Here is a 13,107-nt window from a genome sequence, read left to right as displayed (position 1 = left end):
GACGAGCACCCCGCGTCCGAACGGACGGGGGGTCATACCGGTCGACACTATCTCTCCGGGGCGACGATCCCGCGCCGTCCACGGCTGTTGCCGTGCTCGGGCTCACCCACGCGCACCGGAGAACATTGACGCTGTCGCCTGTCTCTGATCGGCTTCCCACGCTGGACGTCCGTATCCGTCTGACACCGGAGTACCGTGACCAACCCGCCACCCGGCTATCCGCCGCAACCGCCGTACGGCGGCCAGCCGCCAGCCGCGCCCCGAGCTCGCGCTGAGCGCCGTCCCGATCGGGATCCAGTTGTGGTTGTTCGGGCGTGCCCCGGTGCTGGCGCTGAGCCCGGCCGGGCTGTGGATCCGTACCCGGCCCACCCGCGGTCAGGCGGTCTGGTTGCCCTGGGAGGCCATCGCGCAGATCTCCCGTCGCCGCTGGCTCTTCGAGAAGATGCTCGTGGTCAAGCCCTACGATCCCCGGATACTGCCGAAGGCCGGCTTCTACACGGCGCTGGACAGTGCGGCGCTGAGCGCCCTGCACGGTTCCGGCCTGGTCGCCACCCTCAACTTCGCTGACAAGTCCGAGGCGGAGATCCTCGCCGCCGTCGCTCACTTCAGCGCCAACCGCTGCCACCTCACCTGAGGGCTCTCTTGATCGACTCCGTTACGCCGTAACGGCGGCTTCCCACCCCTGCGGATCCCACCGTTTCGGCGTAACGGCGCGCCTTCCGGCCGGGCCGGGGCTTGGGCGGGTAGATCAACGCTGCCACGCCCCGACGGTACCGACGTGGGATTGATCACCGCAGCCCCGTTTCGGCGGCCCGCACACCGGCGTTCGCTCGCGGACACCACCGTCCCGACCAGCACTGATATTCGCCGATCGACAGCCCGTGACGTTAAGAAGGGGCCCTTCCTATACAGAAAGCGATAACAAGGGTCCCCTCCTTTCAGCCGGGCTGACGCGGATACGATCGGGGGAAGTCGGACAGCGCTGTCCTTCGCACTACCGTGAGGAGCGCATGGTGACCGACCAGCACGATCACGACGGCCCCGACGCCGCCCTGCGCGCCGACATCCGCAGGCTGGGCACCCTGCTCGGGCAGACCCTGGCGCGCCAGGAGGGTCGGCCGCTGCTCGACCTCGTGGAGGAGATCCGCGCCCAGGTCCGTACCGACGCCCCGGCCGCCGCCCGCCGCCTCGGCGGGTTGGACGTGACCACCGGCACGAAGCTGGCTCGCGCCTTCTCCACCTACTTCCACCTGGCCAACATCACCGAGCAGGTGCATCGGGCCCGCGACCTGCGTCGACGTCGGGCCGTGCAGGGTGGCTGGCTGGACCAGGCGGCCAAGATGATCTCCGAGCGGGGAGTGCCGGCGGAGGAGATCGCCGCGGTGGCCCGCCGGTTGGCGATCCGGCCGGTCTTCACCGCCCACCCGACCGAGGCGGCCCGCCGGTCGATCCTGTCGAAGCTGCGCGCCATCGCCGACGAGCTGGACACCGAGACCGCGAACGCGATCCTCTACGGCGCCAGCGACGAGGGCCCGGCGAACCGTCGGCTGGCCGAGCTGCTCGACCTGATGTGGCAGACCGACGAGCTGCGGCTGGATCGTCCCGACCCGACCGACGAGGCCCGCAACGCCATCTACTACCTACGCGACCTGTACGCCGAGGCCGCCCCGCAGGTGCTCGACGACCTCGCCGAGACGCTGCGCACCCTCGGCGTGGAGACCTCACCGACGGCCCGCCCGTTGACCTTCGGCACCTGGATCGGCGGCGACCGGGACGGCAACCCGTTCGTCACCCCGACGGTCACCCGCGAGGTGCTGGCCATCCAGCACGAGCACGGGCTGACCGCCACCGAGGCGGCGATGGAAGAACTGATCAACGAGGTGTCGGTGTCCCGCCGGCTGCGCGGGGTGTCGCTGGACCTGTCCGCCAGCCTCGCCGCCGACCTGGACGCGCTGCCCGAGGTGGCCCCCCGGTTCCGCCGGGTCAACGCCGAGGAGCCGTACCGGCTCAAGGCCCGGTGCGTACGCGCCAAGCTGGCAAACACCCGGGCCCGGCTGCGTCAGGGCACCCCGCACGTGCCGGGGCGGGACTACCGGGGCTCGGCCGAGCTGATCGCCGACCTGGAGCTGCTGCGCGCCTCGCTGGCCCGCAACTCCGGTCAGCTCACCGCCGTGGGGCGGCTCGCCTCGACCATCCGTACGGTCTCCGCGTTCGGCCTGCACCTGGCGACCATGGACGTGCGGGAGCACGCCGAGAAGCACCACGAGGTACTGGCCCAGCTGTACGCGGCGGTCGGCGAGGTCGACGACTACCCGTCGTTGAGCCGGCTGGAGCGCACCAAGCTGCTCGCCGACGAGCTGACCGGCCGCCGACCGCTGTCGGCTGCGGACACTCCGCTGTCCGAGTCGGCCCGCAAGACGTTCGACGTGTTCAGCACCATCCGCGAGGCGCAGGACCGGTTCGGCAGCGAGGTCATCGAGTCGTACATCATCTCGATGACCCTCGGGGTGGACGACGTGCTCGCCGCCGTGGTGCTGGCCCGCGAGGCGGGGCTCGTCGACGTGCACAGCGGGCGGGCACGCATCGGCATCGTGCCGCTGCTGGAGACTCCCGCCGAGTTGAACGCCGGTGGTGAGCTGCTCGACGAGTTGCTGTCGCTGCCCGCGTACCGGGCGCTGGTGGCGGCCCGGGGTGACGTGCAGGAGGTGATGCTGGGCTACTCCGACTCCAACAAGGAGGCCGGCATCACCACCAGCCAGTGGTCCATCCACCGGGCGCAGCGGGCGCTGCGGGACGTGGCCGCCCGGCACGGGGTGCACCTGCGACTGTTCCACGGCCGGGGCGGCACGGTGGGTCGCGGCGGTGGCCCCACCCACGACGCGATCCTGGCCCAGCCGTACGGCACCCTGGACGGCGCGATCAAGGTGACCGAGCAGGGCGAGGTGATCTCCGACAAGTACACCCTGCCGGCGCTGGCCCGGGAGAACCTGGAACTGACCGTGGCCGCCGTGCTCCAGGCCACCCTGCTGCACACCGCACCCCGGCAGCCCGCCGAGATGCTGGAGCGCTGGGACGCCACGATGGACGCGGTCTCCGAGTCGGCCTACCGGTCGTACCGCTCGCTCGTGGAGGATCCGGATCTGCCGGCGTACTTCTGGGCGTCCACGCCGACCGAGCTGCTCGGCGCGTTGAACATCGGCTCCCGTCCGGCGAAGCGCCCGAACACCGGGGCCGGGCTGTCCGGTCTGCGGGCCATCCCGTGGGTGTTCGGCTGGACCCAGACCCGGCAGATCGTGCCCGGCTGGTACGGCGTGGGCTCCGGCCTGGCCGCCGCACGCGAGGCCGGGCTGGCCGACGTGTTGGCCGAGATGCACCGCAACTGGCACTTCTTCCGCACGTTCCTGTCGAACGTGGAGATGATGCTGTCCAAGACCGACCTCGGCATCGCCCGGCGGTACGTGGAGACCCTGGTCCCGAAGAAGCTGCACCCGATCTTCGACAAGATCGAGGCGGAGTACGAGCTGACCCGGCGCGAGGTGCTGGCCGTCACCGATTCACCGGACCTGCTGGAGAACTCCCCCGTGCTGCAACGCACCCTCGCGGTGCGCGACACCTACCTGGAGCCGCTGCACCACCTCCAGGTCGCGCTGCTGCGGCAGTACCGCGACTCCGGTGCGGCCGGTCGGGCGGTGGTCACCGCACCGGGCGGCCGGCGCGCCCCCAACGACGGTACGGCGCTGGAACGTGCCCTGCTCACCACCGTCAACGGCATCGCCGCCGGCATGCGCAACACCGGCTGACGCCGGCATCATCTGGCGAAACGGCGAACCGGCCCGAGCGACAGCTTGGGCCGGTTCGCCGTTCACGAGTTCTCAGACGGTCGCCGGGAGCGCCTCCACGGCCATGGCGAGCGAGCCGAGCAGCGCGGCGTCCTGCGCGAACGCCGACAGGACGATCTCCGGCTGGTACGGCAGCGCGTGGGTCAGCCGCTCGATGAGCAACTCCCGCACCACCTCGTTGCCGGCGACGCTGCCGACCAGCACGATCCGGTGCGGGTCGAGCAGCAGGCAGCAGGTGACGAGGTGGCGGGCCAACTCGTCGACGCGCAGGCGCAGCTCGTCCCGGAACCGGCCGGGTTGGGCCGCGGCGGCGCAGAGCGCGGCGGCCTGCCCGGTCAGTCCGAGGCGCTGTGCCAACTCGTCCAGGGCCCGACCGGAGAAGGTCGCCTCCAGCATCGGCTCCAGACCGGCGGGCCAGCTGTGGTCGGTCAGACCGTAGGCGATCTCGCCGGCCGCGCCGTGGTGTCCGGCGATCACCTCGCCGCCGATCGTCACCGCTGCGGCCACGCCGGTCCCGAGCCCGATCACCAGGCCGGAATCGACGCCGCGCAACGCGCCGTGGCGCAGCTCGGCGTAGGCGGCGGCGTTGAGGTCGTTCGCCACCCGTACGGAGGCCACTCCGAGGTGGGCGCGGACCTCCTCGGCGAGGCGCAGCTGCTCCCAACCGGGGACGTTCGGTGCCAGTTCGATGGAGTGGTCGTGAACCACGCCGGGAGAGGCGATGCCGGCCGCCACGATCGTGCCGCCCGTACCGTCGGCGAGTTCCCGCGCCCGGTCGAGCGCCCGGGTCAGAGCCTGCTGCGCACCCTGCTCGGCGTTTGTCGGCAGGCGCTCGGAGACGAGCAGCCGACCATCGACGTCACCCACGCCGATCGCCATCTTCGTGCCGCCGAAGTCGATACCGAGCAGTCGCGGGTTTGCCGGTTGTTCCATGGTGATGTCAAATCGCCCTTCGGGCCGTCGGTCCAGGTGGTTCTGTGGTCGCGGTGACACAACTGCCGCTGTCACACGATGCTGTGTCTGCTGCCCGGTCACGGGCTCACCCTCGCCGCGACCGCCTCGGCCAGAGCCGCGTCGGCACGGTGCAGCCGTTCCCGCAGGGCATCCGCCCGCGCAGCCACATCGTCCATTATCGACCGCAGCTGCGCCACCTGCTCCCGTACTGCGGTCTCGCCCGGGCCGTCGGCCTGGGCGCGGCGGAGCACGAATTCGGGGCGGACGGCGGCGGCCAGCAGGTCACTGATCGCGACCTCGTCGAGCTGGTCGGCGATGCCGAGGTCGACCGCCGCGGTACGGACGTCCTCGACGGTCCAGGTGGCGGGCGCGCCGGCCCGTACCAGCCGGCCGAGCAGCGAGTGAGCGCCCCGGAACGGTACGCCGTGGCGGGCCAGCGCGTCGGCGGCGGCGGTCGTGGTGGCACCGGAGGCGACGATCTCCTCGCTGGTCGGCGGACGCAGCGGATCCAGTTCCGCGATCAGCCCGCCGAGCAGGTTGAAGAACCGGTACGCCCGGTCGTCGCTGTCCCAGAGCCGGGCCTGCACGTCGGTGGTGGCGTTGTTGGAGTCCTCCCACCAGGCGGCGCCGACGTTGTTGAGCACGCTGGCGGCGTCGGCCGCGGCAGCGCCGGCCATCGACACCAGGTGTTCCAGTACGACCGGGTTGCGCTTCTGCGGCATGATGCTGCTGCCCTGGGTGAACGAGCCGGGGGTGACCACCCAGCCCCAGGTCAGCCAGTCCATCAGGGTACGGGCCAGCCGGGCCCCGGTGGCCAGTGACTGCGCGTTGAGGGTGGCGACCCGGACCAGGTGATCGGCACCGGCCACCGCCTCGTAGGAGTTGACGACGAGCCGCTCGAAGCCGAGCAGGTCCGCCAGGCGGCGGGGCGAGATGTCCAGGTCGGTGCCGGCGAACGCGCAGGAGCCCAGGGGCGAACGGTTCATCTCGTCGAGCAGGTCGGCGTAGGCGACGCCCTCACCGGCCAGCGCCTCGGCGTAGCCGGCGAAGACGTGCCCGATGCTCGTCGGCTGGGCCGGACGTCGGTGGGTGTAGCCGGTGACCACCACGTCGGCGTGCCGATCGGCCCGGTCCAGCACGGTCCGGCCGGTCGCCAGCACCGCGTCGAGCACGGCGAGCAGCTGGTCGCGCAGCACCATCCGGAAGACCCCGGCGTCGAGGTCGTTACGGCTGCGGGCGAGTTGCACGCTGAGCTGGGAGGGCTCGACCCCGCAGGCGGCGGCGAGCCGCTTCTCCAGCGTGTAGTAGACGTCCTCGACGCTGCCGTCGTAGTCGAGGTCCTCGGGCCGGTCCTGGGCAAGGACGAGCAGACCACGCAGCATCATCGCGGCGGAGTCGGCGGGGATCAGGCCCTGCTCGGCGAGCATGACGACGTGGGCCTGGCTGGCCTTGACCATGGCCGGGTACAGGTTGGCGGCGTGATGCTCGAACACGACGCGCAGATGGTGCTGTTGGTACGTGGTCAGTGACGGGGTCATGGTGGCCTCCCAATGTGGTCCGTTGTCCTGCGCAGCCGACGAGTGGGTCACCCGACCGCCTGGTCCGACCTTCCGCTCCCGTCAGGTCGGTCGGACCAGGCCGGCCGGCCGGACCAGCCGGGCTGGTCCGTCCCTGGCGGGCTGGGTAACGGTGCTGCCAGCCACGCCTCGATCACCTCACGCAGCCGCGCGCCGGCCAGGTGGCGGATCCGTTGCCCGGCCGCCTCGCTGGCCAGCGAGACATGACCCGACCAGCCCTGCCAGGGGTCGGGTCGCGACTCGATGAGCACGTACGGGTACGGGGTGGGCAGCTTCGGCTTCGGCGGCAGGTCCGGTGTGGCGGACAGGTGCACCGCCTCGGGGTCGAAGGCGAGCACTGCCGAACTCTCGTACGCCCCGCCGTGTCCCCGGGCCGGCAGGGCACCGAAGATCTCGCCCGTCTCGTCCGGGCCGACCAGCTGGAACCAGTTGACAAGCAGCAGGCTCGCCAGGTGCCGGCCGGACACCCATTCCATCGCGGCACGGACCGTGGAGAGGTTGGCGTCGTGCCCGTTGACCACGAGCAGCCGGGGAAAGCCCGACTCCACGATGCCGGCGAGCACGTCGCTGAGGTAGCCCACGGCGATCTCGGGTCGCAGCGCCACCGTGCCCGGCCAGGGCCGGGTCTGGCCGGGGCAGGCGGCGTACGGCGCGGCGGGAAAGAGCACGGCGCGGGCCGTACCGGTGGCCAGTTCACCGGCGAACCCCTCGGCGAGCAGCAGGTCGGTGCCGAGCGGCAGGTGCGGACCGTGCCACTCGACCGCACCGACCGGCAGCACCGCGAGGTCGGCGGCCTCGGCCACGGCGGCCAGCGCGTGGCCGGGTACCCGGGTGATGGGCAGCAGTCCGCCCTCGGCCTTCCACCGTTCGATCAGTTCGTCCACTGCTCGGCCCTCCGGGTCGCGGTGCGGCTGCTCTCCAGCCGGCCGGAGAACCACATCACCACGAAGATCAGCGCCACCTGGAGCATGCCGTAGGCCGCGGCGGTGCCGAGTTCGAACGAGTACATCCGGTTGTTGATCGCCACCGAGATCGGCACGGTCGAGGAGGTGTAGATCAGCACCGAGGCGACGAACTCGCCGACACCGTGCACGAAGGCCAGCAACGCGCCGGCCAGCACGCCGGGCAGCATCAGCCGTACGGTGATGGTGTAGAAGGCCCGCAGCCAGGAGGCGCCGAGGTTACGGGCGGCCTCCTCCAGCGACGGGTCGATCAGCGCCAGCGCCGCGGAGCTGGACCGGAACACGATCGGCAGGAACCGCACGAAGTAGGCGAGCGGCAGGATCCAGAAGGTGCCGATCAGCACCTGCCCGAAGCTGAACGCGTTGCCGGTGCTGAAGGCCGAGATCAGGTTGATCGCGACGACAGTGCCCGGCAGTGCCCAGGCGATCATGACCGCCACGTCGAGCAGTCCACGGCCGATGAACTTCAGGCGCCGCACGGCGTACGCGACGAGCACACCGATCACCACACAACCGATGGCGGCGAGCAGGCTCATCTGCAGCGAGTTGAGGATCGGCTCGAACGCCTTGGGGTCGGAGAAGATGGTGACGAAGTTGTCCAGGGTGTACGTCTCCGGCAGCACCTGGGTGGTCCAGGTCCGGTTCTCGGAGAAGGCCACGAGGGCGATCGTGGCGACCGGGGCGAGCAGCACCATGGTGGCCAGTACCGAGGCGACCGGGGCGAGCCACCGGCCGATCGGGTTGGTCAGCTCCCGACGGTTCGCCGAGATGCCCTTCGACTGCGACTGGTAGCTGCGCCGACCCTCGTACCACCGCATCGCCAGCAGGAAGATGATGGAGACGATGCCCAGCACCGAGGCGTACGCCGAGGCCATCGGCAGGTCGCCGTTGGTGCGGTTGATGTAGATCTGCATCGTCATGGTCTGGCTGACGTTGAACAGCAGTGGCGCGGTGTAGGACGCCAGCGAGGTCATGAAGACCAGCAGCGACGCCGAGACCATCGCCGGGGTGAGCATCGGCAGCAGGACGGTGCGCCAGACCCGTACCCGGCCGGCGCCGAGGTTGTACGCCGCCTCCTCGACCGACGGGTCCATCCCGGCGAGCGCCGCGGCGGCCGCGAGGTAGAAGAAGGGGTACATGGTGAACGTGTGCACCACGAGCACCCCGGCGATCCCGTCGAAGGCCATGATCGGCCGCTCGGTGCCGAAGAGTGCCTGCAACCCCCGGGGCACGATGCCGATGTTGCTGTAGAGCAACTGGAACGACACGGCACCGATCAGCGGCGGCAGAGCGGCCGGCACCAGGATGATCGCCTCGATGAGCCGGCGACCGCGGAAGCTGAACCGCTTGAGCAGGAACGCCATCGCCACGCCGACGATGCCGCAGAGCAGCACGCTCGCCGCGGAGATGAACAGCGAGGTGAACAGCGACTCCCGGGCGACCCCGGAGGAGGTGAAGAACTGGAGGTAGTTGCGCGTGCCGTTCTCGCTGACGCTCTCCGAGAAGGTGGCGAACATCGGGTGCACGACGTAGCCGTAGAGCACCAGGACCAACGGCAGCACGAGCAGGTACGGGAACCACTGTGAGTTGGTGCCGCCGGCCAGGCGCTGGCGCAACCAGGCCAGCCGGGGCGGTGAAGTCTCGGGCATTACGGTCACGGCTTGACCACCCAGAGGCGTTCCCGGACCAGCCGCAGGCCCACCAGGTCACCGACGTTGATGCTCGACGGCGCATCGATGACGGCCGCCATCACCTCGGTGCCGTCGGCGTCCACGGTCAGGTTGGTGGCCATTCCGGTGAACTCGACATGGGTGACCCGACCCCGCAGGGCGGGCTCGTCCTCCCCACCGGCGATGGTGATGTGCTCGGGACGGACCGACACCAGCGCGGTGTCGCCCTCGGTGAGGCCGTGCCCCGGGGCGGCGCCGACCTCGAGGGTCGTGCCGTCGGGCATTCGCACCTCGACCCTGTTCTCACCGGCACCGGCCACCGGCAGGCTGAGCACGTTGCTGCGCCCGATGAAGCGGGCCACGAAGGCGTTCGCGGGCCGGTAGTAGATCTCCTGCGGGGAGCCGACCTGCTGGACCTTGCCGGACTGCATGACCGCGATCCGGTCCGACATCGCCATCGCCTCGGCCTGGTCGTGCGTCACGTAGATGGCGGTGTTCCCGCTCTCCCGCTGGATCCGCCGGATCTCGGTGCGGGTCTCCTCGCGCAGCTTGGCGTCCAGGTTGGACAGCGGCTCGTCGAGCAGCAGAGTGCGGGGCCGGATGACCAGGGCGCGGGCCAGGGCGACCCGCTGCTGCTGACCACCGGAGAGGGCGTCGATGCGTCGGGCGCCGTACCCGGAGAGGTGGACCTGGGCGAGCGCCTCCTCGACCCGGCGGTCCCGCTCGGCGCGGGAGACCCGGCGGACCCGGAGGCCGTACGCGACATTCTGCGCCACCGTCATGTGCGGAAAGAGCGCGTAGTTCTGGAACACCATGCCGGTGTCCCGCTTGTTCGGCGACAAGTGCGTGACGTCGTCGTCGCCGAAGTGGATCTGCCCGGAGGTCGGGAAGTAGAAGCCTGCCACCATCCGAAGGGTCGTCGTCTTGCCGCAACCACTGGGTCCGAGCAGCGTGAAGAACTCGCCGGCGCCGATGGTGACGGTGACATCGTCGACCGCCGCGGCATCGCTCGACTTGTCGAAGCGCTTGCTGACGGCAGTCAGCCGGACATCGATCATTTCTGGGTCCTTCCAGGACGGAGCCGGGTCGTGCCGGGGGGCACGACCCGGACCCCTGTCAACTCAGCCCTTGTCCTTGATCTCGGCGTTCCAGTGAGTGATCCACGCCGTCTCGTTCTTGCCGATCACGTCCCAGTCGACGTCCATCGGCTTGAGGTTGAGGTTGGCCAGCCACTCCGGCTTCTCGCCGATCTCCACCGCGGGGATCTGGAAGTAGTCCTTGGCGAGCGTGGCGCGCAGCGAGTCGTCGAAGAGGAACTCCAGGAACTTCTGCGCGGCGGCGGTGTTGCCACCCTTGACCGCGGCGACACCGTCGACGAGCACCGGAGCGCCGGAGGCCGGCATGATGTAGTCGAACGGCATGCCCTCGTTGGCCTGCAGCAGCACGTCCTGCAGGTTCCAGGCGCTCACCACGCCCTGCTCACGCGACATCTTGAGGTAGAGGTCGGCCGGGTTGGCGGCGTACTCGACGGTGTTGGCGTCGAGCTTGAGCAGCCACTCGTAGCCCGGCTGCGGGTTGGAGCCGTCCGGCGAGAGCCGCTGGATCATCGAGGAGTAGATCGAGCGCATGGTGCCGGAGGCAGCCACGTCCCGGATGATGATCTTGTCTTTCCACTTCGGGTCGATCAGGTCGTCCCAGTCCTGCGGCGCGGTCTGCGGGGTCAGCGCCTTGTTGTTGTACATGATGATCTCGGGCAGCAGGATCTCGCCGAACCAACGGCCCTGCTCGTCCTTGTAGCGCGCGTCCATCTTCGCCGCGAACGAGGGCTGCCACGACTCCAGCAGGTCCTCCGAGGCACCGGCGGCGAGACCCTGCTGGGTGCCGCCCCACCAGACGGACGCCTGCGGGTTGGCCTTCTCGGCCCGGACCCGCTCCAGGACCTCCTGGGCGCCCATGTTGAGCACCTCGACCTTGCCCTTGTACTCGGGGTTCTTGGTCGTGAACTGCTCGACGACGTAGTCGGTGACCGACTTGTCGCGGGCGCTGTAGATGACGAACTTCTCGGCCGTCGGTGTGCCGGACGAGCCGGTGTCCTTGTCGTCACTGCCGCCGCAGCCTGCGGTGACAGCCAGCATTGCGCCGATCGCGATGGCAATGGCCAAAGGACGACGTCTCATTGGTACCTCCACTTGACGGGGGGATCTATTGGAGATTTCCGATAGATAGCTGCAAATCGGGCTCCGGAGCATGCCGGAGGGTGTGGGCCGCCGGTTGCGGCACGGATCGGAGATCGAGGCCGACGGAGCGGGCCACGTCGTGGCCGGCCGCGCCGACGCGTACGGGGTCGCGAAGGTGCGGCAGGGTGCCCGTGGGAATCGGTGCTTGGGGTCGGTGGTGGTGCGGGGGTGGCGGTTCTTCCGGGTGGCGGTTCTTCCGGGGTAGGGGACGAGGGTGGCGGTTGCAGGGGTGTGGGGGTCGGGTTACGAGGGTGTGGTCAGGGCAGTGAGGGCAGCGGGACCGCAGCCGAGAGCGCGTAGCTGATCGCTCCGTGCAGTACGGCCTGGTCCCCGAGGGTGGCTCGACGCACCTCGGTGGGTGCGGGGGTCTTGGCGGCGAGAAGGCTCTGGATCTGTTCGAGCGCGGCGTCGTCAAGCTCGGCGGCGGCACCGCTGAGCAGCACCATCCCCGGGTCGATCACGCAGACACAGGAGAGGATGAGCCGCGCCCAGGCGTCGAGGACCTCGTCGAGATATTCGCGGGCCGGCTTCGACGTGGCGGCGAGCTGGATCAGCTCCCGTACCGGTGACTCGGGTCGACGGCCCGGGTGCAGCGCGACCAGCCGCTCCGTGATCGCGTTCACCGACCAGCGGGCCTCGAACTCGCCGACGCCGCTGTAGCTGCGCGCCGGCGCGGCGTCCACCGGCATGAAGCCCACCTCGCCCGCGGCTCCGCTGGCTCCGCGCCGGACCTTGCCGTCGAGCACGAGCCCGGCGCCGATGCCGTCGGCGACGTGGATCAGCAGCAGGTTGGCGACGTCGGCGCCGGCACCGGCCACGCACTCGCCGGCGGCCATCAGGTTGACGTCGTTGTCGACGACGACCGGTACGCCGAGTCGCTGTTGGACCGACTCGCCGATCGGCCACGCCTCGACCAGCCCGACCGACGGCGCGAGGCGTACCGCGCCGTTGGTGGAGACGCCCGGCACCGCGATCGCCACGCCGCGCAGTGACGGCAGGTTGTCGCCGACCAGGTCCAGGACGAACGTGCAGACGGTCTCGACCACGTCGCCGCCGAACCGTGCGGTGCGGTGCGCGATGATCGCGCCCTCGCTGTCGGCGATCTCGCAACTGATCCGGGGTGGTTCGAGCGAGACCGCCGCGACGAGTTCGGCACGCGGGTTGAACTCGAGCATCTCCCGCGGTCGCCCGGTGGTGGGTGCGCCCGGCCCTCGCTCGATGAGATAGCCCTCGGCGATGAGCTCCCGCACGAGTGCGGTCACCGTCGCTGCGGGGAGGCCGGTCATCTCGGCCAGGTCCACGCGGGACAACAGCCGCGCCTGCCGGGCAGCCAGGATCACCGAGAGACGCTTGATCTCGCGGGACCGCTCACGGCTGACCGGACTGGTCGGTGCTCTGTCAGACACAGTTTCTTCCTACTGAGAAAAAAGTGGGCCGTCAAGTAACGAGATGATCTCAGCTCCGACCTGCGGAAACGAAGCATCGATGAGGGATCACCGGCTGGCCATCGCGCCTTAACGCACAGATCGGACCGCAAGGGAGAAGTCGATCGCCTTAAATCGGGCGCAAAGGGGCCGCAAGGGTCCGATGTGGCGACAGCCCACCGCCCCTGAACAGGGGGATCGTTTTTTCGAAGAAGTAAGAAAGTCCCTCGGACCTATTGACTACCGGAGTCCAAGATTCCTAGCGTTACGGCCCGAAGGCCTTCACGGTGGACCTACCCCCACCACCGTCCGCACCGCTCACGCCGTGACGGTGCGCGTGCACGAACGACCCGTCTAGCAACCATCACTCGTGGAGACCGCAGTGGTCTCCAGTGGACAGCTGTCCGTCGTCAGGGCCGGCACGAGCCAGGTGTCAGGGGGCCT

General features: G+C 69.9%; 9 protein-coding genes. 2 read left to right on the top strand and 7 right to left on the bottom strand.

Going from position 1 to position 13,107, the window contains the following annotated elements; all coding sequences use genetic code 11:
• Nucleotides 1-304 precede the first annotated feature (304 nt).
• Complete coding sequence (locus Vgi01_RS03615; RefSeq protein WP_204290117.1) at nt 305-634, top strand: hypothetical protein; 330 nt, start codon at nt 305-307, stop codon at nt 632-634.
• A 379-nt stretch (nt 635-1,013) separates the two neighbouring features.
• Nucleotides 1,014-3,800: a phosphoenolpyruvate carboxylase gene (gene ppc / locus Vgi01_RS03610; protein WP_102656632.1), complete on the top strand. Its 2,787-nt coding sequence runs from the start codon at nt 1,014-1,016 to the stop codon at nt 3,798-3,800.
• Nucleotides 3,801-3,872: 72 nt separating this feature from the next.
• On the opposite strand, the gene Vgi01_RS03605 is transcribed toward ppc, so the two are convergent.
• The 7 genes from Vgi01_RS03605 to Vgi01_RS03575 form a co-directional block, all read right to left on the bottom strand.
• A complete protein-coding gene (locus tag Vgi01_RS03605; RefSeq protein WP_102656543.1) occupies nt 3,873-4,772 on the bottom strand; it encodes an ROK family protein in 900 nt (299 codons plus the stop codon).
• Nucleotides 4,773-4,870: 98 nt separating this feature from the next.
• Complete coding sequence (locus Vgi01_RS03600) at nt 4,871-6,331, bottom strand: argininosuccinate lyase (RefSeq protein ID WP_102656633.1); 1,461 nt, start codon at nt 6,329-6,331, stop codon at nt 4,871-4,873.
• 47 nt (nt 6,332-6,378) lie between these two features.
• Entirely contained in the window at nt 6,379-7,254 is an 876-nt protein-coding gene (locus tag Vgi01_RS03595; protein WP_102656544.1) for a creatininase family protein, read from the bottom strand.
• Entirely contained in the window at nt 7,242-8,981 is a 1,740-nt protein-coding gene (locus tag Vgi01_RS03590) for an ABC transporter permease (RefSeq protein WP_102656545.1), read from the bottom strand. Before Vgi01_RS03590 ends, Vgi01_RS03595 begins: the two co-directional genes overlap by 13 nt.
• A gap of 5 nt (nt 8,982-8,986) precedes the next feature.
• The gene (locus Vgi01_RS03585; RefSeq protein ID WP_102656546.1) at nt 8,987-10,060 is read right to left on the bottom strand and encodes an ABC transporter ATP-binding protein; all 1,074 of its coding nucleotides are present in this window, start codon (nt 10,058-10,060) and stop codon (nt 8,987-8,989) included.
• A gap of 63 nt (nt 10,061-10,123) precedes the next feature.
• Nucleotides 10,124-11,179, bottom strand: a complete 1,056-nt coding sequence (locus Vgi01_RS03580; RefSeq protein WP_102656547.1) for an extracellular solute-binding protein — start codon at nt 11,177-11,179, stop codon at nt 10,124-10,126.
• Nucleotides 11,180-11,496: 317 nt separating this feature from the next.
• On the bottom strand, nt 11,497-12,645 hold the full coding sequence (locus Vgi01_RS03575; RefSeq protein WP_102656548.1) for an ROK family transcriptional regulator: 1,149 nt from the start codon (nt 12,643-12,645) through the stop codon (nt 11,497-11,499).
• Nucleotides 12,646-13,107 lie beyond the last annotated feature (462 nt).

The organism is Micromonospora gifhornensis, assembly GCF_016863515.1.
GTDB classification, from domain to species: domain Bacteria; phylum Actinomycetota; class Actinomycetes; order Mycobacteriales; family Micromonosporaceae; genus Micromonospora; species Micromonospora gifhornensis.
The sequence above is the reverse complement of the archived record's forward strand: the minus strand, read 5'-3'. Positions and strand labels throughout refer to the sequence as shown.